Origin of the sequence: Echinicola pacifica DSM 19836, from assembly GCF_000373245.1 — a bacterium.
In the GTDB taxonomy this organism is placed as follows: Bacteria; Bacteroidota; Bacteroidia; order Cytophagales; family Cyclobacteriaceae; genus Echinicola; species Echinicola pacifica.
Genome location: NZ_KB890755.1, coordinates 69,275 through 95,496 on the forward strand (window position 1 = coordinate 69,275; position 26,222 = coordinate 95,496).

Genomic DNA, 26,222 nt, shown 5'->3' on the forward strand with positions numbered 1-26,222 from the left:
TTAGGTTAATCTATAGTAATTTGAATATTATATCCAGCAGGATATTCCTTTTCACCTTGCTTGGGAAGGCTGATTTTTATGGGCTGATCTGAGCTATAACTGTATTTACCCTCCTTATATCTTAGCTCAGCGCTCATCGGGCCTTCAAGACTTTCGATTTGATAACCATCGAACCTGATTTTCTTTCCTTTACCCAAATACAGGTATTCCAGACGTCCATTTTTTAAGGAAGCTATGCCGAATATGCCTTCAAAAGCACTGTCATGCTCCCCTTTATACTCCTGCTCATCTGTGGCATTGAAGATATACTGCTCATTATCCTTGCTACTTACTTTTAAGCTCACAAAATGCTCGGAGGCTTGCAGCCTGGTGATTTCTTCTATGGACTTTTCACCCTCCTCATACGATTCAAAAACAGCTACAAAAGGGCTTGTTGCCGCATTATTATCAGTTTGTCTAATCAACAATGCTGGGGTTTTCTCAGGGCTTTTATTTATTTGCTCCGGGCTGACATCTGGTCTCAGCGTGGTGGGTGGGGCATCCATCTGGAAAATCGTCCTGCCTTCCTGGCCCATCATCCACATATCCACATGGATCTTTGGCGAGCTGGTCGATAAGATCCAAGAGGACCTAAAATCCTCGCTATGCCTGACGCTTTTTACTTCCGAGAAATAAGAATAGGCCGGATGAGGGGCATTGGGAATGGAGTCCTCCATCAGCGGCAAAGCTGTTCCATTGGTGGTAGTGAGCAGATGTTCATTCCCTAAACTATGATGTAAATAATCATTTTCCTCCAGATCTGATCTAAATATATCAATATAATAACCAGAGCTTGGCGATGTCCTCACCATGGCGATCATCCTTCGCTTTTCATCTGCGCTAATATCAGCAAAGGAGAAATTTTCGGAAGTGGTCACCTCATTATAGAAGCCGTCTGCTGGCACGAAGGGATCCATCGCATTGATGGTGATTTCCCCCTTTTTATATCCCTGAACAATGGTATTGCTTCCTACAACTCCTGTATAGTAGTTCATATCAGCAGACCAATAGGACTCGTATGCTGCTCCATCAGGAGCCAGTGCCCATCCATTGCCGTAGAACTGCCAGGCAAGCCCATTAGAGGAAAGGTGGCTTCCTTCCCGGCCTCCGTATAGGGTAAACATCATGCCGTCCTGATCATCATTACCATTTTTCATAATCATATGCCTATGAAATGGCGAATAAGCAGCGCGATGATAGGGCAAGGTACTGTCCTTAGTGCTCAAGGGCTCGTTCAGCACGATCCCCCTCCAGCCGCCATTGGACCTCTGGTACTGACCGGCCTGGAAGCCTTTATTGAGCACGGCAGCGATCTTCTGGGCATTGATAGTGTCGCCTTCCCAGGTATAATAAGTTAGTAAGCGCTCAAAAACCGCATAGTCCAGTGGGCCACCTCTCATATCTCCAAAGACCACCAAATTGCCCCTTGGATCCAACCATCCTAAATTAGCCATTGCCGCTTTTTGAAGGAGTGGATTATCCCCGATGGTATTTACCCCATTAGCATATAAGGGCATAGCCATCTCCAAAACCACCCCAATCATCGCAGAAGCATAGCCAGGCGACTCGGGCCATAAGCCGGTATGTTTGTCATAATTCTTGATGATTTCTGGAAGTGCATCGTGGTATTCCCTTGATATTTCGGTATAATAAGGAATATAATACTCCCGTCCTTTGCCATCTTCATAATAGTCGTTGGTCTCCAATACCAGCATACTGCTAAGGATATGTCGGTAGCGGTTTACATTCCAATTGCCCTTACTACCTCCACGGACCAATCCTATTTCTATAAAACGCTTAAATACCTGGCCCGCAAGATCGGTAACATTCATATCAAGCTGCGCTAAATGGTCAGCAGGGTTATCCATCATATAATCATGCAAAAAATCATAAGCTGTGGCGGCGGGATATTGGCGATCATCATGGATCACTTCGTAATCATAATAACCCAAAATTCCTCCCGGCTCATATCCACCCGGGCCTTTGGAGGAGCGCTCAGGATCCAGTGGCGGCTGCATATAGTAGGTACCTATCAGCCAGGTCCAAAGGATATCAGCAGAAAATTTAGCGTAATTTTCGTCCTGGGTCATATAATAAACAAAGGAAGCCTTCTCCGCTAGTTCGAGGATCTCCTTATTATTATTTCGGATCATATGTCCGCTTTCTTTATAAGGCACCAATATAGGTGTGCTATCTCCCGAGGATCTGCTGATTCCCCACATGTCCCCAGTCTCATTATAGGGTGTGCGCTCCTCCAGAGGGACATTTCGGAAGTCATTCCACCTTCGCATGCCTGGCAGCCGAACCGTCGGTACCGGCGCATTGCCTTCACCATAATCCCAATCCTGATCCTTGATATAGCATTGCGTATAATGCTCACCCTCCTTCCAGTACATCGCCAGACGAGAAACGATCCAGTCCGGATCAGTCTGGTGTCTGCTGACATAGGGATCCACTTCTGCTAATAATGCCTCCCAGCTTTCCTCTGCCCATCCATTATTGCGGATTTTCTGCTCTAAGGCAGAACGGTCGTATTGAGCCCCAAATAATACGGGATGGGAAGCCGTCTCCTGCCCGGAAGAAACCGACTGAGCCATGGAATCTCCTATCCCCAAGCTCAGGCAACTTAGCGCAAATACTACTCTTATTAATCGATCAATATTGATTATCATTCTTATGCTTTTTTTTCAGTAAGAAAATCCATTACTAAAGGCTCAAAGGGTGGATTCCTTGCAAATCGAAATATGCCTAAAACCTTTTAAAAGAACTACTATATTTTTCTCCATAAAGCCTCAATTCTTTGCTTCTTTTGGAAGTCCATTCCTCCACCTGACCAGAAACCGCATGTTGGAGGGACAAATAATTATTCTTCCCTATAAAATCACTGCGCCTGGAGCCGAGGCACTATTTTATCAATTGCTTCTGCAGGTCCTCCAGGGATTTACCCTTGGTCTCTGGCAGGAATCTAACCGCAAACCACAGGTGTAAAACCATTGCCACAAAGAAGAAACCGAATGCTATAGCACCTCCATTGGCCAGCTCAGCCACCATAGGGAAGGTCCAGGTCATCACCGCTGCCCAAAACCAATGGACAAAAGTGCCAAATGCCTGCCCACTTGCCCGTACTGAATTGGGGAATATCTCTGAAATAAATACCCAGATCACTGCCCCCTGCGAGAAGGCAAAACTGGCAATGAATCCCATCAAATAAATTAAAACTCCATAGCCGGAGAAATTCTGTATATGAAAGGACCAGGCGGTAAGGCCGAGACTGATGATCATCCCTACAGATCCGATAATCAACAGCTTCTTACGACCTATCTTATCAATTACCGTCATTGCCAATACCGTGAAGATCATATTGGTAAGTCCTATGGCTATGGCTTGCAGCAAGGCGGAATCTTCTCCGATCCCCGTCATTCCAAAAATCCGTGGGGCATAATACATGATGGCATTGATCCCTGAAAACTGGTTGAATGTGGCCAGCATAAAGGCGAGAAGTAATGGATAACGGTATTTTCTACTGAAAAGCTTCACGCTTCCTGCATGCTCTCCATCCATTAGCGAAGCCTTGATCTCTGTCAGGGTATTGCGAGGATCTAAGGTCCCCAGTTTCTGCAATACATTCAGCGCCATCTCATCCCTGCCCACCTTGACCAGCCATCGTGGACTCTGAGGAATGGTAAATAATAATAGTAAAAACAATACTGCCGGCACGGCTTCCACGCCCAGCATCCATCGCCAGGCCTGATCATCGATCAGATTATTGATTATATAATTTGAAAAGAAGGCCAGTAAAATTCCGAAAACGATATTGAACTGAAACAGCCCCACCAATCTACCTCGATACTGGGCGGGGGCAATCTCGGAAATATACATGGGGCCCAATACGGAGGAAGCTCCTACGCCTAGTCCACCAAGAAAACGGTAAAACAAGAAACCTTCCCAAGACACGGTAAGCGCACATCCCAAAGCAGAAACCGCATAAAATACCGCAAGCACTACCAAGGTATTGCGCCTTCCAAAGGCCTCACCGGGCTTGGCGGCAAACATGGCACCAAAGATAGTCCCGATCAGCGCAATGGCATTGGTGAAGCCATGGGCAAAACCCTGCAAGCCAAATACCTCCTTGATGGACTGCTCCGCACCGGAGATTACGGCGGTGTCAAACCCAAATAGCAAGCCCCCCAAAGAAGCTACTATAGCTCCCAAAAATAATTTCTTAGTCATTTAGGTATCCGTTTATGATTCATCATTCATTAAAATATCAGGCGTATTAATCAGCTCTTTTTGGCCTGAGCCTCTTTATATTTCTTTAGCCTGATTAAGGCTTCTACATAGTAATAGTCCGCATAATTGATGGAGGCATCGATTTCGGATCCTCCGGGATGATGACCCGTCGAATGCAGTAAGAAAGCTGAATTTTGGTCCCTACTTTGATAGCGCTCAGAGGACAATTCCACGATCATTTTTTCGGCCAGTTCCATATACTTGGCTCCCTTTTCGCCGCCCACCATGGGACCCAGCTCCAATAAAGCGGAGGCCGTCACTGCCGCAGCAGAAGCATCTCTGGGTGCATCAGGGATATCAGGCGCTGAGAAATCCCAGTAAGGAATCAGATCTTCCGGCAATTGGTCCAAGTACACATCGGTAACTTTCTGTGCAAAATCCAGGAATTTGGCATCTTTCGATTCTCTATATACCAGGGTATAGCCATAGATCGCCCAGGATTGGCCCCGCGCCCACATCGTGGAATCGGCATAACCCTGATGCGTCACCCCCTTGATCTTCTCCCCACTTTCACGATCATATACCACCACATGATAGGAAGAATAATCCTCCCGGAAATGATGCTCCATCGTGGTCTCGGCATGGTCGATGGCTATGGAATCAAAACGCTCCTCTCCCCCATTATCAGCACTCCACATCAGAAGCTCCAGGTTCATCATATTGTCCATGATGGTATTATGCTGAGGCCATTCCATATTGGGCACATCCCGGGGCCAACTCAGGATAGTACCCACATTGGGATTATACAAGGTGGTAAGCTGGTCTGCCGCATCTAGGATCACCTGCTTGTACTCCGGATTACCGGTCAGTCGATAGCCATTGCCAAAGCTGCAAAATATCTGAAACCCAATATCATGATCCAGCGGTGCCTGCAGTGATAGAGGCGTCAAAAAACGGGTGTATTTATCTGCCGCCTCTTTCCATTGCTCAGTTTGGGCATATTCGTATAAGTACCATAGCGTCCCCGGCCAAAATCCACTGGTCCAGTCTTCCACCGGCACATAGCGCCAGGCCGTTTCGCCCTTTTTGATCGTACGAGGAAAAACCGAGTCTTCAGGGATCATTTGCAGGGTTTTCTCCGCCTGTGCCAGACAGTAGTCCAGCTGATCATCCACCTTAAACTCTTCCTGACTTAGCTCCTCCTGCTCATTATTTTGCTTTGGACCCTCACATGCTCCAAACATCATAATCATGGAGAGCAGTGATAATGCTATTTTCCTATTTTCTAATATCATATTTAGTATCGTTTCATCGTTATTGTCCTTCATTTGTTATTTGATAGGCAGGCGGAAGGTGAAAAGCCCATTTTCGTCTTTCTCCATTGAGCTTGCCTTCTGACCGTTTAGTAGAAACTTGCCGAAAGAGGATTTCCCTAAGCTGATCTTTGCCCCTGCCTGACCATCGATATAGGCTGTGCCTTCGTGGCTTATTTCTCCATAAAACTTTGATAGAGAATGAGCCATTACCTGTCCTTCCCTTCTCAAATAACTGCCATGGCCAATAAAAAACTGCTTAACATTTTCCGGCTTGGTTCGGTCAACACCTGCTTCAAAAGTTAGTGCTGTCAGGTAGGCGTCCGTTTCCCATCCGTTCATAGATATCACACTATTCCTATGCTTCATGCGACCATCTGCCAGAAGGTTAAAATACACTTCTGTCACCTCGCCATTTTGGGTGATTCTGATACCCAAAAAGTCCTTTCCTTCAAATTTCTCAAGTATTGGCAGTTCCTTGCTTCCCTCCTTCAATAGGATGGCATTGATAAATTTGGTCCTAATGGATTCCTCATGATGACTAATGGACCAATATGGCAGCTGCTTTTCGGGCTCATGATCCTTATACCCCATTCTTTCCTCTAAGCGCATCTGCTCAGGAAAATCATGTGGCAGGCCTCCATCAGGAAAGGTCTCCGGATAAAGTGCCTGCACCAATACCTCAGCTTCTCCCTCCTTTATGGATAGATATTGGCCATTTCTTTTAGAAGTTCCATTATAATGCAATAGCCACTCAAACTTGCCCGGCTGATGAGCCAAAAGGTCATCAATCACCAGAATCACATCCCCTACCCATAAGAAGCTCCGGTAATTCCTTCTCAGCAGCTGAGCATAGGGACCGGAGGCATCCGCCAATAGGTACTTGTATTTTTCGCCCTCTATCAGGTGATGTAAATCCCCATGATTGACAGTACCGAAATAGGGGTCTTTCCTATCCTGTCCTTCCCCATCAAATAAAATCACATTATGTGCTTCACTTTGGCAATAATACTCCGTGTATAAGGGATTACCATAGGAGGAATTTCCTGAATCAATAATGAGGTTTTTGCCTTGGTGAAATAAGATAAAAGAGCCCGCATCCGCATGAGCATGGTTCCAGCTAAAACCAGATTTTACTGCTAACAGGCTGGCATTATCATCCCAGGAACTACGCATAGTAGCCCAATCCATCTCCTCATACAGGTGGGAGGTGGCCAGATCAGGCCTAAACCCAGGATCCAAATCAGGAAGGTCAGGATGTAAAATCAGCCCTATGGGCGAATTAAGTTCTAAGCCTTCCATGTCGCTACCTACATTTACCTTATCAAGGTACCAAGCGTACCGCTCGTCCTGATAGCCCAGATTATATAGCAGGACCACGCATGAATTTCCATTTCGATGGATGTCGGTATCTCCGAAATTCACCGACATGGGAGCATCATCTTTCACGTAATAGGTAGTTTGGATAAAGAAATCCACGAACTTCTCCAGAATCGGAAAATCCTCTTGCTCCATGGAGGACATAGCATTCTCCATGGCATATCGGAATAGTAAATACTGAGAAACCCCATAAGCCGCATAATTGATGCTTTCGTAAAATCCACCATCCTGATCGAAGGTGGGTATCTTGTTTTGCAGCACAGATCCAGAATAGCCGATCCACTCCGCAGCGGTACCTGCTATTTCGCTGATCCAGGTCTGGGCCTCGGGGATTTCATTTCGCACCGCAATGGCCGATAGTCCAGCCATATAGACACAGGCACTCCACCAGTTATGCCCCATGGTATCAAAAGTGTGGAAGCTAGTCTCAGGAGATAGCCAGTTTGCCATTTGCGGTTTTATGCCTAGCCTCACGATGCCTTCCGCTATTTTCATTTTATCCTCTTTCGACAAATACCCATAAGCCGCATCAAAGCCCAGAGATAAGAAAAACGAGGTATGGGAAGTTTTCAGACCTCCTGTCCACGAAGGACTTCGATTCAGCAGCCCCTGGCTCTCCCATGTTTCTGTATCAATGGAGGACAATAAAATATCTCTGATTTTTTTGGCATAAACGTCCTTGCCGGTCATCCGGTAAGCCAATGCTAGCACCTGGCAATCTGCTGCATTCTGTCGTGATGATTGTAGGACTTTATCGGCTTTTTCGAGCTGATCCTGCCAGGCCTTCTCCACTATATCATCGTCTTTTATTTGAGCCTTTAGCCTTTCGATATTATCATCAGTATATAATAAGTAGTCTCTTTTCTGCGCAAAGCTATTTCCACTTAGCCCAACAAATAATACACTGAATACGATTGATATGAATACCCTGATCATTAGCTACTTAATTAGATTATAAATGGCCTTTCGGTAATTTCTTCACCTCGCTGGAGTCAGTTGCAGGGGATATATATACCGCCGCGCCACCGCTGGCCTCCAGGTCAAAACTCAGTTGATCCGCCGCGGTAACGGTATAGCGCAGACTCCTCACCTGGGTCCTGCTGTCCATGCTGGGATCGTCTATATAGATATGAGCGATATAGCTTTTGTCCTGATCGAGAAAATCCAAATCATAGGTGATCTCCCTGGGCTCGGTGTTGGTAATACTTCCTATAAACCATTCCTGCTTCGAGCAGCGGGCCACCGTAATGTATTCTCCGATTTGTCCATGCAGCACCTGGGTATCATCCCAGACGGTCTTTATTTTATCAAAAAACGCCAACTCAGCCTCTCCTTTATAGAACTCCGGCTTATCATACCAATACAGGTATTGCAGGGGGCTATAGTATATTGCCGCTAAGGCCAGCTGGTGGGCATGGCTGGTTTTTATGCGATTGCTAAAATAGCAGATGGTATAATCTGCGGCCCCAGCCAGGTAGCGGGTAAATGGCAAGATGGTATTATGGTCTGCATCGGGCATTTCTTCATTTCCTCGAATGCCTTCCTGGGTCATCAGGTTGGGATAGGTACGACTGAAGCCTGTAGGGCGATATTCATCATGAACATTGACCATCAGCTGATGATCTGCAGCTTTACGGATGGCCTCATGCATCCAGCTGGTCCATTTATCAGAGCCAATATGTACAAATCCAAACTTGATTCCCTTGAGCCCCCATTCCTGATATAGCGGCAGTATTTCGTCCAGCTGCTGCGCCAAAGCCCTTTGATTGACATATACGATGAGGCCTATGCCCTTACTTTCCCCATAGCTGATGACCTGAGGAAGGTTTAGGCCTATGGTAGGGTCCACGGTGCTGGCATCGGAGGAGACTTTCATCTCTGGCCCATACCATCCTGCGTCTAAGTGGACATACTGCAAGTTGCGGGATACCGCAAAATCCACCGCTTCCATTACGGCCTCTGTCGTCAGTCCCGAGCGGAATACCTTCCCAGGCTTGATCCAGGAGGTATCTTCAATTTTATTCTCTGTATTAAGGTTGAGGATCAAATCATTATTTTCAATTAATTGGCCAGGAGAATCCGCCGCCATGATCACCCTCCAGGGACTGCGGAAGGGTGTAATCACATCTACTTGATTGTATAGGGAGGTCTCTAAGGTGGCAGGTTTATGATCACTCAGCCGGAATTTTGTCCGGGCAAAATCCACTAGCCGAGCTTCGGTAAGGGCTACGGTAAGTCCATTCTTCAGGCTCAAAGTAAGCGGACGCTCGCTTTCACCCTCCCAATCCTTCAGAGGCTTGCGCTCATAGGGCCCCTGAGCCCAAAGTTCATAATAAGCATAAGTTTCTTCAGGAAAAGTAAAGGAGGTCTGCTCTCCAGCGATATGCAAAAAAAGTCCGTTTTTCGATTCGGGAAAAGAATAGCAGAAGGCCAGTCCTTCATCATAAGCCCTGATGATCAGGTCCATTTCGTACTGCTGCCGCTTATCATAGGAGGTCCCCGCATGCCCCTCTTCCAGCGATCCCTGCTGATTTCCGAATTTCTGGAAATGCAGCGTTAGTTCATTATAATGATCGACAATTTCACTTCGTTCTCCATACACTGGCGTCCAGGTCGCCTTACGGCTATCTGTACTTTGGCCGATGAGGTCCAGGTTTTGGCTCCATAGTTCTGTCGTATCTTCTGGCACCGAAAGCGCCGATTCAAAAAGTTGGTTTTCAATCAATACCCCAAGCTCGGACTCCAGGATGATCTCTTTCTCCTTAAAAGTAAGGGAATAATGCAGCTGTTTTTTTCCTTCCCCCAAATCCCTTTGGTACACTAAGAATCTAAAATCACCATTGGGAGACACCACTTCCTTTTGGCTATTTTCTATTATTTCCTGTCCTATACACAGTGGCGTTGCCAAAATTGAAAAGGCATAGAGGACCAGTTTTTGGTAGGTTATTTTAATCATAGGTTTTTGGGTGAATTATATTTCCAGATTTCAAGGGGCATTGACGCCTTCGAAATCTTGTATTAGCACATTCTAATTTTCTTCATAAACTGACTTTTCTTTAGCCACCAGCAGGGCAGCACCAAAGACACCGGCGCTATCTCCCAGCTTAGCCTTCACCAATGGGGCGTCAAAGCTATTATTGAAAACCATTTTATTGAGAGTCAGCAGGCTGTCTTTATAGATATTTTCAATATTGCTCACTCCTCCACCGAGCACGATGACGTCCGGGTCAATGATATTCACCACCACACTCAGGGCTTTGGCAAAGCCGTCTGTCAGTCGGAAGATCGTCTTTACCGCATCTGGATCGGCCTCCACTTCTGCCAATAAGGCTATTTCTCTCAGGGTTTTCCTTCTTCCAGACAAGCGATGATAGTATTTCTCCAAGGCTGGGCCAGATATCATCTGCTCATTACAGCCATTCTTGCCGCAATAACAGAGGTCTCCCGCCTTATCCAGCAGGTTATGGCCCCATTCTCCGCCTATGCCATGCTTGCCATTGATGATCTCACCGCGGACCACCACTCCTCCACCGACGCCGGTACCAAGAATAACTCCAAATACCACCTCTGCATCAGGATAGAGTTCATTGACCACGCCGAGCTTGGTCTCTGCCAGAGCAAAGCAATTGGCATCATTCGCCAATATAATATCCACTCCCAGCACCCGCTGAAGGTCCTCCTTGAAGGGCTGGCCGTTTACCACGATCGCATTGCAGTTCTTCATCTGCCGCTTTTGGGGAATATAGGTCCCAGGACTTCCCACACCTAGCAGGCTTGGGGAGTAGCCCGCCTCTGCCACCATGATGCTAAAGAGCTTGTGGAATTGCCCCAAAATATGTTCATAACCCAGGTGGGATTGTGTCTCCACTCTATACCTGAAAATCACCTCTGGCTCTTTGGCTGACAATAGAATTACTCCTTCTATCTTGGTCCCACCAAAATCAATTCCCCACAAATTCTCTTGGTTAAAACTTGGTTTCATTTAGTTGATATTTTAAAATTGTCCTGCATGGCTCCATATAAATGATTCCATAGCTCAGCCATTATTGTTTTCTAGATTTATTTATTTCCCCACTTCCACCACCAGGGGTTTCGCGAGCGTCTGGGCAAAGGATTTTAAATAGTGATCCCAGTCCTCAGTGGTATTAAACTGGCCGCTTTTGTCCCAGCCAAAACCAGCGTAATATTCGACTTTAGTCGCATTTTTTTCACCGATCACAAGGATATGACTGCCATCCGGATATTCTACCCGATGATCCTTTGAGCTGGCGATCGATGAGGGGGCCATTACAATCCCCAATCCCAAATGAGAGTCATCTATAGCTTCCCAATACCTAAAAATACCAGCCTCAGGATCAGTCATTACCGTCCCCTTTTTATCATGGAGGCTAATACCTATGGCCGGGCTTAAGGACTGGTCAAGTCCTGTGAACTCAGAAACAAAATGGCTGAGATTTGACCCCAGGTCCAAGCTTATCAGTTTGGTTTCCGAAACCTGCGTATCCCCCACCTGCCATGGCGCGTATTCCAATTGGAATACTGTACGTATAGGACCTTCGGCAATTTTCTTATAGGAAATAAAATTCTTAGAGATATATAAAGAGTCTTCCAGCCAGATGCCTGTTCCTCCTATTCCACGGCTGCTGCCAACATGATAGGGATCATATCCTTCTCCCGAGTCGATATGGTAAGCACCTTCCTGCGCGGTATTTTTGGCATACCAGGAATTGATAATGGGGTATTCTACTCTTTTCAGCCAGGCATCCATGCCGCTGGACAGCGTCCCACCATATTCAGATGCTTCTATTCGCCGCTGAGCTTCGGGCCCATAAGTCCTGAAGGCCACGCGGTCATTCTCCCAGGTATAATCGTCGGTACGCTCAGGCACAAATCGCGAATACGTCATATGCTGAGCCTTGGGTTTTTCCTCTCCTTCCTGGAGCAGTCTTACCTTATACTTCTTACTTTCACCGGCCTGCAGGTCCACCTGAAAAATCCACTGATCCATCTCCTCATCCCCATCGATGTCAATCCACTGATCCACCAGCAGCTTGCCCGATGCGATCTCCTCCACTACCAACTGGCCACTGTCAGAACTGCTAAGTAAATCTGAAAAATCCGCTGGTGCTAGGTCCACCGTTACTGATTTGCGGTCCACTTCTGATGGATTGGATAGTACTATCTCCCGAGAAGTGTCCGGGGAACTGCAATTCATAAATAAAGATGCCAAACCATAAACCATGATTCCTGGCATTCCTCGCACTATCGACCTGCTACTGCTCTCCATATTTCTTTAAATTCTATTCTTAAAATCTTAATTCGTCAGTCTTCAACCCTTACAAAATTGACCTTCCACACTCATTATTACTTATCTCGCTAAAATGGTCTTGGGCTAATAGAGCCAAGAAGGTCAGGTATAATTCATAAAACCTTTTAATAAATGAAATCAAAATTCCTGAACCCTCAAAAATCCTGAATAATAGATTAAACCTATATTATAAAACCCAAATATTGAACGTACCCATGATTCTCTTCTTAATTGAGGCTGAAGAGTAATCTTATTTTAAAATCATAAAACTATACGTTTCATGAAATTATATTCTGCTTATTATGAAATATTCACTCCTATCACACGACCAACTGCACTATTCCCAATATCAATTCTCAAATATAAAATGATTTATTAAAAGGTTTTACTTTTTTTTAATAAAATCTTCCTAAAAAGTGAGATTATCGGATTGGTTTGCGCGATCCATCGAAGGGAATACCGGATTCGGATAAACCAGAAAGTTGATTTTCATTACGTTGATTTTCATTATTCTGGCTGATAGCCAATACTATTAAATACGGCCTATACTGGCTCGAAAGCGGTATTTAATGGCAATCCCTCACGAGCTCTTTAGGCTTGATGGTTTATATAAGTAAGGATTAATAGCCTCCATTGGATAGGGAAAACAAGCCTTAATTTGCTCAAATTCCTCAATGATTAGAAAGCAATAAACATGACTTCTGAACTTTCAGAAGCCATGTTTGACTAAAAACCCCTATTATGATTCATTTCTACTATAATACCTTATTGACCTTTAAATAATGTCAAAGATCACCCTGTCTATTTTCTATCCTGATTCGATACCGCTAGCAGCTATTCCCAAATCTCTCCCATGCCTGAAAGCGATAGCTAAAAGGAATTACCTGCATCATTCCCGAACTTATATCCTATGATGTTCCTATCTATTATTGATAGCTCTAGCCCAGAGAAAGCTGATTTACAGCAGTGATATTTATGGATTAATTTGCCGGGAACAAAATTCCCGGAAGGGATTTTCTCCCACTAAAACCTCAAAGGTAAATTGTTTTACTAAAATGCCTATGTTTTTTCAAAAAACCAAATAAAAAAGCTAAAATACCAAGGATAAATAGCAGGGAATTTGGGGTTAAGCTGTAGAATTTATTGTATGACAGGTAGGCCTATGCACTTCAGCCCTAATCCTCCAGACCTGAGGGCATTGCACTATGGCTATTTAAGTCTGAGCGAATGGTAAAAAGTCTTTTCACCCCCTACAAAAATCAGGAGGAAGGGATCGTTTTAGAAGAATTGTGGATAGGCAGGGATATAGTGATGATCCCCGTAAGACCCATTGGATTAAGGCTTATAGCTGGATTCTCTCACCACGAGACTTCCTGGCAGTTCGGCATAGATTATCTTTTCTTTTCCATCCGGCATATTCAGTTGCTTAAGCATGATTTCCATTAGCTTGTCTGCGATGGATTCTATAGGCTGGGAAAGGGCAGAAATAGTTGGCGAATAAAGTTCAAACACCTCACTATCATCAAAACTCATGACTCCCATCTGGCTGGGTATCGCTACTTGGAGCTTTTTCAGCACCCGCAATCCACTTTTAGCCAGGTAGTTAGTAGCAAAAAACAAAGCATCTAAATCCTGTGTTTTATTCAAAAATGCTTCCACCTGATCCCCTGTCTTTTTATTTTTGAGATCCTTAAAATTGATTTCAAGGACATTGCTCTTCAGATCATATAAATCGATGGCTTTTTGGTAACCATTTAGCCGGTCCACCATCTGCGACTGACTGGAATCCAGAGTGACAAAACCGATATTCCTATAACCTCCCTCGACCATATGTTTTATTGACTTGAAGGTACTTTCCATATTGTCAATAATGACATGACTCACATCAATGGATTCAAAATACCTGTCAAATAATACTACGGGCTGTCCCTCTTGCAATAATTGCTTGATGTCCTCCTCAAAGTCTGATGGTGGGGTGATAATATAACCATCCACCTGTCTGTCCTTAAACAGCTGCACGAGATCCCGGGTCTTCTGTGCGTCATTTTCGGTGCTGCAAAAAAGTAATTTGTATCCATTCTCATAAGCCTTCTCCTCCATCAAACGGGATATGCTCGAGAAAAATGCATCCGATATGTCCTCCACCATAAAGACTATGATATTGGATTTTCCCGTCCGTAATCCCTGCGCCAACTGGTTAGGCTTATAACCTACCTCCTTGACGTAATTCTGGACTTTTTTGATAACCTCCTCGCTGATTTTCCCCTTGGCTTTATTGTTCAAAATAAATGAAACAGTGGTGATGGAAACATTCAGCTCCTTGGCAATATCGGTAATGGAAATCCTTTTCTTAGACATAATAACGTAAATATAACACTATTTATAAAAGATGAGAATCGTATCCCAAGCCAGTTCTCAGTCCATCAGGAAGGCCTAGACCCCATATTAAATTGGTAAATCAATTTACAGACACCTATAAAACTATAAATCAATCACTTATATCAAAAATCATCAGGAAACCCGCTATTTTTTGGTCAAAACCCCTATCTAAAATAAATCCTATAAATATTCAAATAAAGGTTCATATTCCTTACTGCTTTTGAAATAAAGGTACATCATCCACCCAAATTGTCCTAAGCCCAGAATATCTGTGAAAATACATTCCCTATAACCAGTAAACGGTACTCCTTCGCTTGTTGCTCCGAATATTACAGGGAAGGCCCCTTCCCTTTGATAGATAGACCTATTGGGTAAATCACCTTTCATTAGGCTTAGTCAAAATGATCTTTACTGTTGGGTTTTCTTACACAAAAAGAAGTATAAAATTCCTTTCAGGGTCACCCTTAGTGCCTGACACTTGGCTAAATCTAGGGTTTATTCTTAAAAATAAGGCTGTCCACTCGCTCACCTTGAATGCTTACATTTCTGCTAAGCAGTTATTGTTTCTCAGTTTTTCCAATCCTGAAGAAATAATTCCTTCTCAAATTCCGAGTTAATTATGGAAATGAACAGTGGACAGCCTTTATATTGAACTATGGATACTCTACAATAAACCTATTAGACTCAAAGAGCTCAATGGCCCGGGGGCTAGGAAGGAATGAGCTGATGATTTCAAATTCGGATCCTTCCAGGCAGTCTGTAATCAGGGTTTCGGTTTCGTCATTTTGCACCATAATACTTTTCTGCTGCATAGAGGTATCTGTATAAGTAAGGTTGGTAAAAGCCATCTTATTAGCTGCAGAGGTCCATTTTATGGTCACCACCCCCTCTTCGACCTGTAGGGAATTTACACCTCTATTGATAAGGCTTTTGCGATAAAGTTCCCCATACACTTTGGCAGGTACTTCCGTTCGCACAGAGCTATTGCCATTGTCATCCATCAAGAAAAGCCCCAGGGTATATTCTCCCTCTTCCATGGCCACATCCACCGTGACAGTGTCCTTTCCAGACTTTCTACGAACGATATCGAATTCATGATGAAAAGAATCATCCGAGGTTTTCAGAATGGCCTTGGTGATTTTAGGATCAGCATTGATCGCAATCCATAGCCTTACCTTATCAAATCCCTCCCCGAGTAGCACCGTATCCGCCATACCGATATAAATTGTCTCCCCATTGCGGGCAAACTCCTCATACGTTTCGGAGGTTTCCGTACATGAGATTACTCCACTGATCATTGCTATCAGTAAGCAATAATATATAATAGAATTATTAATGATCTTTTGCATAATTACTCGATTACTTGTCCCCAAAAATTGATTTCCATAAAGTGTAAAAACTTCTGTCCTGACCAGGATTCTTTATTCACAAATCTGATATACCGTACTGGAGGAGCCTCTGCCAGGCATTCGAACTCTTCCCCTTTAACCGCCTGCGCCTCATCTTCGGCACTTAAGGTGCCTAATGGCGCTCCGGAAGGCTTGATCACCTCACCATTCTCCACGAGTTTTTCCCATCCATCAAGGCTAGCGCCTCCATCGGCAGGGATTTCGTTGGTTCCCCATACATCAAAGAGGTGAGGATTGCCATGCCGAAAAGCCCAGCTGCCCTGTCTTTGCCAGAATTTCATCCTGCTCAGCTTCACCGTCTTGCCCAGGTCCATGCTGAAAATATGGTATTTCTCCGCATAAGGTGGGACGATCTCACCCGGTTCACTTTGGGAAGTATGAAATCCCGAGCCACTAAGGGAGCCATTCCATAGGTTGGACTTTACCCAGCCATAGGCATCTGATTGGTCGCCTTCCAGGACCAAATCCTTGAAGTCTTCAATGGGAATAAAGGATTCCTCTAAGGGGATCAGCTCTTGGCTCAAAAACGAGGTTTCATTATTCCATCGGTCAATGGCCTTGATTGCAAATTTTCTCTTCTCCGGAAGCATGCCTCTGAAGGTAAAATGGCTGCGCTGACTATCGCTGATAAATGCCGACTGCGCATACACCATATCCCCTGATTCATTTTCGATATACAATTTCAATTCGACCGAAATCGCATCATTATTTAGATATTTGATGCGCACGCCGCCGAAGTCCTCCACCAAAACCAGGCTTTCGAAAAGTAAATCCACGGGAGCCGTCAGGGGAGAAATCCTCACGGTGATAGGTTCGGAGTAATTATTACTTCTATCCATCACTTTCAGTTGTACATCCTGAGGCTTCTGCTCTCTCAGTCCCTCTATGATCACAAAATCCTTAAAAACGGAGGATTTGGCATTTACCTCCCGGCCATTGTCCAGGAAATAAGTGGCTTCCACCAGAAGGGCATCTTCGTCATTTGGTACTTGATATTCTATTTTGGCACCGCCAGGCATATTAGTGACCACCACTTCCTGGATGCTCCCCGGAGCAATGGAATCCTTTACCAAAGGTCCACGTTCATCTTCCTCACAAGCCCCAAGCAACGATACGGCGAGAAGGCTGAAAATTATTTTTATGTATTTCATGGTTATGACATTTTCAGTTTTACAAAAATTACCATCCTGGGTTCTGCACTAAGTTGGAATTAGCGATCATATCTTCTTCGGCGATTGGCCAGAAATAATCTCTATTCAGAAACTTATAAGCGCCCACAGATACAATATTGTAATAGGTATCGGTGGTTTCGCCTTCCACATTCCATCCACGGATCTCGGAGTTCAGGTATTCTGATGCCAGTTTCCATCTTCTCAGGTCCCAGAATCTCACTCCCTCGAATACCAGCTCAATAAGCCGCTCCTGACGGATAATCTCCCGCATCCCTTCCTGCGTACTCGGCTTGGTAGGGTTGCTAGAATGCTCCGCCCAGGCCTGCACCACGCCCTCCAGTCCTGCTCTCTCTCGCACTAGATCCACCCATTCATAAGCGAGGGCTGGACCGTTGCTTTCGTTAATCGCCTCTGCATACATGAGGTACAGATCGGCCAATCGAATCACTGGAAATGGATAGGATCTCGCGGTATATCCAGACCCGGAAGTCCGCTGTACATTTTCGTAATAGACCATTTTCTTGGCCAAATACCCACTTTGGGACCAGCCAGTAGCATCAAGGATACCACCTTTTTCGCCTTTTTTGGCTTCTAATATCAGCGCATCATCATCATTCTTTACACCATGACCAAACCAAACCCCTCCATCAAATCCCAAAGAGGCATAGAATCTCGGCTCACGGTTTAGATTTAGCACCGCCGTTTCGAAGCCTGGCTTCACATAGTTTTTATGCTCAGGGCTGGCCGTGGCCACCTGATAGCGTTGGGCATAAGCATAGTCAAGGTCTTCATTGATGGGTACCCCATTCTCGCTGTAGAACATCTCTGCTATTCGTAAAGGTGGAGACCACCAGGACTTCACACTTTCGCGGGTCTCGGCAGTAAGGTCCTTGGCGATTTTTCCCTGGGCCCAAGACTGGAAGCCTCCGGAAACCTGACTGTCTGATCCTCCCCAGATGACCTCACTGTTCCATCGCTCGGCCATGGCTCCACGGAGACTTAATTTAATCACCGTGGTATCAGACCAATCGGTAGGCGCCTCAGTAAAGTGATACAGCGCATGGCCAGCGCTGTGAGCCAGCACTATCGCCTCCTCACAGGCCGTGGCAGCTCTTTGCCATTTGGTTTCATCATATACTGTGTTGATCAGCTGTCTTCCCTGGCTGTCCACGAAGCTTTCGTAATCCTTATTTCCATTGAAAAGAGGGCTGGCAGCGGTGAGCAGCACTCGTGACTTCAGGGAGGCGGCAATGGGCGCTGTGATCCGGCCGAGCTCTAATCCGGTATCCTGAATTTCTACTGGTAGATCAGGAATAGACTCATCGAGCAGCTGGACGATATAATCCACCACCTCATCCACAGGGTCTCTGAATACCCGCACGGCATCCACGCCAGCACTGACATCTATATTCACATCGATGATGGGGATAGGTCCATACATCCTCATCAGGTAAAAGTGATAATAGGCCTTAAGGAATTTTGCCTCGGCGATCCATCGGATTTTTTCGTCTTCACTTAGGTCAAAAGGCATATCAATATTCTCTAGGAAAATATTACAATCCCGAAGGGCCACAAACAAGTTGCGCACGGTACCTCGGTTACCCCAGTATCCCAGGTCGGGAACCACTACATTTTGTCCACCACGGGCGATTCTTCGGGCAGGCCAATCTCGCGAAACATTATCATTGACTGATATCTCATCCCCTGCGGCTAGGGCCGGGTTCAGGTTGGAAGAATATGGAGGCAAGTTTCCGTATAGGGTTGCCAGCACCCTCATGGCCCCTTCCCGGGTCTCAAAGGCTTCCTCGATCACGGCAATATTGTCGGGGACCACGTCCAGGAAATCTCCACAGGAGCTAACCGACAAAGTAAACACTACCGATGCTATATATTTAATGATTGTATTTTTCATCTCTCTATTGATTTTTTATTAAAACCCAATGTGAATCCCCATATTAATCACACGCTGGAGGGGGTAATTTAGCCCATTGCCTCCCAGCTCAGGATCCCAGAGGTCAAACACACTCCAGGTGTATAAATTGGTGCCTGAGGCGTAAATTCTGAAATTGGTCATACCAAGTTTATTGGATGGTTTCTTGAGTAGATTATAGCCAATTTCCAATTGCTTCAGTCTCAGGAAAGCTCCATCTCTAAGCCACCAGGTACTGGTTTGGGTATTATTGTGTATCACCCCAGTGGACAGCCTCGGCCATATCGCATAGATATCCCTATTTTCTTCCGACCAATGACTGTCGGCATAGGCCTGAAGAAGCCCATTTTCGCTTAGGTATCCATTGCCAGAAGCAGAAGCATTGATCCCCGCTTCCTGTACCGAATTGATAAATGGACCCGTGGTCATCGGGTTGATAAAGAAGGACACCTCACTTAGGCCTTGGAAAAACACGTTGATATCAAATCTTTTGTATCCGGCAGAAAAGCCCATACCGTAGGTGATTTTCGGGATTCGAGGATTTCCTATTGGAGCCATATCGAGCTCGGTGATCACTCCATCCCCATTGAGGTCCTTATATTTGATATCTCCCCCACCATAGTCTATCCCTGGCGCACCAAACTGCGTCGGGGAATTCACGGCTTCCTCATCATCGACAAAAAGCCGCTCGGCGATATATCCCTGGCTCACACTTACATTATTACCAATAGTGGACTTCCAAGGCGCTCCTATTTCTGCGTAATTGGGCTCTTCGTAGACCATAAACTCATTGTCTGCATAAGTGAAAGTTCCGCGGCCCAGCACCCATAATTCATTATTGAAATAATGATTGATATCTATGGAAGCATCAATCCCTTGGGCATCTACTACGCCCACATTGGTCTTCAACTCGGCCTGTAATCCCAAGGTGGAAGGGATATCTGCCCGGCTTTGCAGGATACTGGAGCGGTTTTCCTTAAAGGCATCCAATCTGAATTGCACCGCATCGTCAAAGAGATTCATCTCAAAACCTATATTCAGTTTCTCCGCCAGCTCCCAGGTCACCAAGGGGTTGGCATATCTCGTGATGGACACTCCCGGCAAGCTTTGATTTAGCTCTCTGCCAAAGGTGGCGCCGCGAGATCCATTATTGAGGTTGACCTCAGACAGGTAAAAAAATCGGTCGTTTCGGGTATCACCAATCTGGTCATTCCCCACAAAACCATAGGAAGCCCTTAATTTCAATCGGCTCACGATACCTGGATTGTCTCTCATAAAGTTCTCATTGGAGATCAACCAGCCCACCCCTACGGAAGGGAAGAAACCAAAGCGGTTGTCCTCCGCAAAGCGTTCGGAGCCATTATAACCAAAGTTAAATTCGGCGAAGTACTTATTGTCGTAATCGTAATTGTACCTACCGGAAATCCCCAGGTTTCTGCTGGGAAGGGAGAGTTGCACTGTATTGGCATTGCCATCCAGGTACTCTCGGGCGATCACCACGACCAGCCCACCTACAGTATGCTTATTGAAGGTTCGGTTATAATTGACCGCCGACTCCATATACAATACCGAGTTGTTTAACCGCTGACCTGGCTGCAATTCCAAGGATTCATCTCCAGAACCCAAGGCCGTTCGGATCAGGGAATAGTCCTCAGTATTGGGGTCAAAGGTGGAGACTCTATAGAAGTAAGGAGAGTAGGATCGCTTATTTTCAAAGAAGGAGGTGGTATTCACATTTCCCAATACCCTAGCACTCAAGCCGGGCGTAAAGGAATCCAGCTTCTGCTTGAATTCCAGCTGTACCAAGGACAGCTGCCGACGGGTGTCCCGGTAGCCTCTTTGCAATTCGGCATAAGGATTAAACCACACCGGATTGGAGCTATCGTCTCCGCCGCCGCCGATACCTCGAGGAGGCAGGCCATTGCCGAATAGAATATGTGGCACGCCCTCCAAGCTTGGATCTGCGTCATACACTGCTCTGAATCGCGTCGGGCTCGTTCGTACCGCCGCATTATAGATGGCGTTGCCGCCTTGAAGTGGACCTCGATAATCATCAATTGTCGAATGCAGTCGAACAATCATTTCCGTATTTTTATGCAAGTCAATATTCACATTGGATCGCAGAAGGTATTTTTTCAGGTTAATACCATTGGTGAAATTATTGGTATTGTCAGCTTTTAGAAGACCGTTGTCCTTATTCAGGGAACCAGCCACATAATAGCGGACCTTGGGGCCACCCCCGCGGACGTTCAGGTTGATCCTGCTGGTATTAGCATAATCCTTAAACAGGGTATTGTACCAGTCTGTCACGGGATAGATATTGGGATTGCCACCACGGATGGTGCCAGCGATCTGCTCCTCGGAGAAAGTAGGAAAATCCCCACGTGTTCTATTGGCCTCATTTTGCAGCCTCATATGAGTGACCGGATCCGCGAGCTCCACCAGTTGGGTGGGCGAACTGAAGGAGGATTCTATCCTTAGATTCACCACTGCGGGGCCTTCCACCCCTGTTTTGGTGGTGACTAGGATAATCCCATTAGCACCTCTCGCTCCATAGATAGCGGTGGTGGTAGGGTCTTTCAGCACGGCGAAACTCTCGATATCATCCGGCTGCAACCTCGCCAAATCATCCACGGTAAGTTCCACTCCATCAATTAAGATCAATGGTCCGTTCTGATTGTTAAAAGAGGCCACTCCACGCACAAAGAACTGGGCATTATCTGCTCCTGGCTCTCCACTGGTCTGGTAAGATACTAGGCCTGCCACTCTTCCCGCAAGAGAAGTGGTCAGGTTACTGGAGGGAATCTTAAGTTCCGAAGGGTTCACCGAGGTCATGGCTCCCACCACGCTTTCTTTCTTCTGCGTGCCAAAGCCCACCACGACGACCTCTTCTAAGCCCTCAAGATTTTCCTTCAACTCCACGGTGATGGTGGAGCGGCCGGAAACCGCTATTTCCTGACTCTCGTAGCCTACAAAGCTGAAAATCAAGGTTGCATTTTCATCAGGAACCTTAATGGTGAAATTACCATCTATATCCGTTACAGTGACGATGTCTGAGTTCTTTACCCTTACGGTCACGCCAGGAAAGCCCAGTGGATCGTCTGAGGTGAATACTCTCCCGGATATAGAGATCTCTAGCTGCTCAGCTCCCGCAGCGCTTGCGAGACCTGCTGGATTTTTGTGGCCAGACAGGGAAGCTTCGAGGCTGGATTTCCCTTTGAGGCTTACAGAATTCCCTGAAGGGGTAAATCGTTTTTCTAACGAGATGTATTTTTTATTATCATCAATTGAAAAATCCTTTTCATTAGTTGATAATTTGACAACATCTGTGTCGTTGGGATGGGTTTGGGCCTGTATGGGCCGGAGGTTTAGCAGGCTAATAAAAAATAGGCTAGCCCAAAATACAGCCCTCAGTTTTGGAAGCCAGCAGAGCTGGTCCATGAGTAGTGATTTTTGCATAATATGGTTATTTTGGTTGGGTATAGAATTAACTGGTCTTAATAATTATTGCCGTTTTATTAAACAACAATCATTTCGACCAATCAAGGCAATTAAAAACTATTATTCAACTAAACAATAGTATAATAACAGTATTTAATTTTGATAATTATAAGTAAATCATTTTATTTCCCAAGTCAAAGAATTATTTTCACTCCTGCAAAAATCCGCATACTCTTCGCAAATAAAATACTGATAATGAGTAAACAAAACCACAATATACCATCTACAATAAAATAAGCTACTGAAAAAATAATATAACTCAATATTTAGTTTCAAAATTAGGTGAATTTACCCAATTAGACCTTCAGCCCTTATTAGCCTTAAAACTCCAGTGGCGAGATACTATTTAAACCCCAAAAATCATTAAATAGAGGGAGGTTTGCTTACGCAAGAAGTCCATTTTGCTTCATTAAATCTTTAGAATAATTGAAACTATATAATTAAGAATAAAATATGCCAATTATATACCTCCCATTTATATAAATAGTATTAAAACAAAAATCCCCCCTAACAATATGTAGGAGGGATATAAAGCCATTTTTACCTATTCATTCGGGACGGATTCCTTAGCCCTCAAACCTCCTGAAAGGTCTGTTTTTGAAAATGGGAAAAGCACTAAAAATAGACCCACATAACTTTCGCTTTCGTACTCCTAGACTGCTGCTCTTAAACTTCTTTTTATAGAGGTATTGAAAGTAAAAATGCTAAAACGATTTATTACTTTTAGTGGATTCACTAAGCGAAAGACTATAAACCGGGAATCAAGAGTTTCTGAAAGGGCCGCTCCAGGCGAAACTCTATTTGTCCAGTATCGCTAATGGGTCTCCCTTTCCTACGAATGGTGTTCCCCTGATCAGTAATGATAATTTCTTGGTTTCCCGACATCAATTCCATAGGCACCTTCAGCACCATAGCCTGTTCATTTTGCAGCATAAAGCCACCCTCCTCGGCCTGAATCGTGAAAGTCACCGCCTTACCAAGGGAAAGAAACTCCCATTGGTCAAACTTCATCCGATAGATATCAGCGCCTAACAAAAACTCCATTTGTTGATTAGCCATATTCTTACGATGAAGACTTAAAAGTCCCTTTTGGTAATAATCTTCCCCATCTATCTCAGAATTTAAACTAATCCCCACTCTCCATACATCCTGATAGCCATCTTCAAGATCTACGATAATCTTTTGTTCTCCTTCCTCAAATTCATCAAATTGCACCTGCTGAACCACCTTACTTTCTCCATTGATATAGGGGTTAAACAGCAGCACAAAAGGCTTGTCCCAGGCCTCTTCCTGTCTGCGAAGAATCATCGTCGGCAGCTCCTGCCCCAGCATTTCCCGAGGAGCGGTACCCTTACTGAGGGCATTGCTTTTGGGAGCACTCACTGAATAGATCGCCTGGCCGGGCTGACCTTTAATCCATGCTTTCATGATCTGTGTCGAGAGGCCTTCTCCCTCGAGGGTAAATAGAGCAGTCAAATCCCCATCCACTACGGACTTTTTCTTCCTGGAGAAATAATCGTAAGCTTTCAATTGCTCCTGATCTGAATTTAACTCTGTCGTCTCCTCCAGTGCAATTAATTGCTCTTGGTTATCAAAGAAGGTAAGGGATTGGCCGAGGCTATGATAAAAATAATCATGCATCTGCTCCTCATCCTTTATTTTGGCAGATCGGAATATATCCAAGGCATATCCTTGCCCCGAAGGGGATAAGGCCAAGGCGGTAAGGCGCTGCTGATTCGACTGGGTTTTGGGCTCTACAAAAGATACCTGCACAAAACTCGCCTGATCGAATAGCGGAAAAACCTCCGGCTTAGGAAAGCTGGCCTCCAAAGTATAAGGGTGAAAACTCCTCATGGAGGAGTAGGTAGATTTGCCATCCACGGCCACAGTATTATGAGCGGGGAATTTCGAATAATATTCCAGAAAATCGGGATGCCAATAGCTCGATCCACGCCCCATATCCGGTGCCCAGACATAGCCATTTGCAAAAAGCTCCATGGAGATACCATTGGCCTGAGAGTGATTCCCAAAAGAGCCCACTGTGGACACCATCATGGCATTGGCGCCTGTGCCGAGCCGCTGCACAAACATACTTACATTCGGCGCATAAAAGCTCGGAGTGATCAGGGTAAATTTCTCTGCCTCCGCACTAGCTTCGGCCAATTGGTCCACATAAAAGAAGAGTTCGAAGAGCCCGTCACCCTTTCGCTCATAATGGCCCTTATCCACCAGATCCTGCAGGAGCGGAGTAATTGCCTCTTCCCTATCCCGTTTGGCATGCTTTCTATAATTGGCGATCAGCATCTCAAAATTCTCTGGAGGCATGGTCATATGCCCCGAGTCTCCAAAGCCTACGGTAAAGCCAGTGGGGAATAAATACTGAAATGCAGCCAAGGCGGCCTTTTCCACCAAGGGGAAATTATCAAATTCATTCGTCTGAGATGAATTATCCAGCACGGTCAGGATCTCCAAAAGCGTGCCTGTCACATGGACCGAATAAGAGGGTGATTCTGGCCATATCCCTGTTTTCTGATCATAAATCAGGATCGATTCCTTCAAGGCCACTTGTCGAGGAGTGGATTCATCAAAGGTCATCTTGAGATAATATTGCTTGCCCTTGCCATTGCTATATTCATGATCATCCTCCAAGGCCATGGCGATATAGGTCAGAAATCTAGCCTGGAAAAAATTCCAGTTGTTATCAGGAATACCCTTTTCGATAATCTGGTCTCCCCATTTCTGAAACACCCGCTGAGAAGGCTCCAGATCTCTCCCCTGCTCCACGAAGTAATCGTACAAGAAATCATAAGTCAGGGTCAATGGAATGACGATGCCCTCATGAATCACCTCAAAAGTAGCTAAACCAGAGATATTGGCCTGACTGGACTCATCCATCACATGAGGTGGATTACGCTGATCCATTCCATCTATATACTGAAAGAAAACAGGCTCCGCCAATTCGGCATATTTACTCTCTCCTGTGAGCCAATACAACAAAGCTGCGTCCTGGGCTATGCTAATGATCTGCTCATTGATCCGCTCTATCGCATGACCCGACTCTGAAGGATGCACCCAAGTCCATTCCTTCGTTTCCTTATGCTGCATATAGATCCCCCGAGGATCATCCGAATAAGGTATGAGTTCCTCCAGTGGGGCAGTTCGGTAATCTGTCGCCCAATCTCTAGTGCCCGAAAAACGAACGGTGGGTACAGTTGCCTCGCCCTCAGCGTGGTCATAATCGCCCCCCATTAGATAGACATCGGTATGCTTAGTGTCCCAGTACATCTGTAACCTGGACAGTAGCCAGTCCGGCTGCTTCTCCACATAATCCAGGTAAACTTCCAAGCGGTCCTTTTTGCGCTGAATAAAATCACGCTTCCAATCAGCAGTCTCCAAGGAAGCCTGAAATTCGGCCTTCCTGGCATCGGTAATGTATATTCTGGGATGCTCAGATGGCTGATGCTGAGCATGTACTTGCTGCAGCAGGAATAGGAATAGAGATAAAAGAAATAGTCGAATCACAGAGCAATATTGAATCATATGTATAAAATTTTACTTCCA

General features: G+C 45.3%; 13 protein-coding genes. All 13 read right to left on the reverse strand.

Going from position 1 to position 26,222, the window contains the following annotated elements:
* Positions 1–5 precede the first annotated feature (5 nt).
* Complete coding sequence (locus B050_RS0116270) at positions 6–2,711, reverse strand: hypothetical protein (protein WP_052308758.1); 2,706 nt, start codon at positions 2,709–2,711, stop codon at positions 6–8.
* 232 nt (positions 2,712–2,943) lie between these two features.
* Positions 2,944–4,269, reverse strand: coding sequence for a sugar porter family MFS transporter (locus B050_RS0116275; RefSeq protein ID WP_018475011.1), 1,326 nt, complete (start codon positions 4,267–4,269; stop codon positions 2,944–2,946).
* 50 nt (positions 4,270–4,319) lie between these two features.
* A complete protein-coding gene (locus B050_RS0116280) occupies positions 4,320–5,597 on the reverse strand; it encodes a glycoside hydrolase family 88 protein (RefSeq protein WP_018475012.1) in 1,278 nt (425 codons plus the stop codon).
* A 3-nt stretch (positions 5,598–5,600) separates the two neighbouring features.
* The gene (locus tag B050_RS0116285; protein ID WP_018475013.1) at positions 5,601–7,898 is read right to left on the reverse strand and encodes a heparinase II/III domain-containing protein; all 2,298 of its coding nucleotides are present in this window, start codon (positions 7,896–7,898) and stop codon (positions 5,601–5,603) included.
* A gap of 16 nt (positions 7,899–7,914) precedes the next feature.
* Entirely contained in the window at positions 7,915–9,918 is a 2,004-nt protein-coding gene (locus B050_RS0116290; protein ID WP_018475014.1) for a glycoside hydrolase family 97 protein, read from the reverse strand.
* A 72-nt stretch (positions 9,919–9,990) separates the two neighbouring features.
* Positions 9,991–10,944, reverse strand: a complete 954-nt coding sequence (locus B050_RS0116295; protein ID WP_018475015.1) for an ROK family protein — start codon at positions 10,942–10,944, stop codon at positions 9,991–9,993.
* Positions 10,945–11,025: 81 nt separating this feature from the next.
* Complete coding sequence (locus B050_RS0116300) at positions 11,026–12,249, reverse strand: DUF4861 domain-containing protein (protein ID WP_157492848.1); 1,224 nt, start codon at positions 12,247–12,249, stop codon at positions 11,026–11,028.
* 1,356 nt (positions 12,250–13,605) lie between these two features.
* Complete coding sequence (locus B050_RS0116305) at positions 13,606–14,628, reverse strand: LacI family DNA-binding transcriptional regulator (protein ID WP_018475017.1); 1,023 nt, start codon at positions 14,626–14,628, stop codon at positions 13,606–13,608.
* Between the two features lie 674 nt (positions 14,629–15,302).
* Positions 15,303–15,998 (reverse strand): DUF4998 domain-containing protein, encoded by a 696-nt coding sequence (locus tag B050_RS0116315; protein ID WP_018475019.1) that lies wholly within the window; start codon positions 15,996–15,998, stop codon positions 15,303–15,305.
* 2 nt (positions 15,999–16,000) lie between these two features.
* On the reverse strand, positions 16,001–17,209 hold the full coding sequence (locus B050_RS22960) for a DUF5000 domain-containing lipoprotein (protein ID WP_018475020.1): 1,209 nt from the start codon (positions 17,207–17,209) through the stop codon (positions 16,001–16,003).
* 28 nt (positions 17,210–17,237) lie between these two features.
* Positions 17,238–19,142, reverse strand: coding sequence for a RagB/SusD family nutrient uptake outer membrane protein (locus B050_RS0116325; protein ID WP_018475021.1), 1,905 nt, complete (start codon positions 19,140–19,142; stop codon positions 17,238–17,240).
* An 18-nt stretch (positions 19,143–19,160) separates the two neighbouring features.
* On the reverse strand, positions 19,161–22,619 hold the full coding sequence (locus B050_RS0116330) for a SusC/RagA family TonB-linked outer membrane protein (RefSeq protein ID WP_205745000.1): 3,459 nt from the start codon (positions 22,617–22,619) through the stop codon (positions 19,161–19,163).
* A 789-nt stretch (positions 22,620–23,408) separates the two neighbouring features.
* On the reverse strand, positions 23,409–26,201 hold the full coding sequence (locus B050_RS0116335; protein WP_018475023.1) for a heparinase II/III domain-containing protein: 2,793 nt from the start codon (positions 26,199–26,201) through the stop codon (positions 23,409–23,411).
* Between the last annotated feature and the right edge of the window lie 21 nt (positions 26,202–26,222).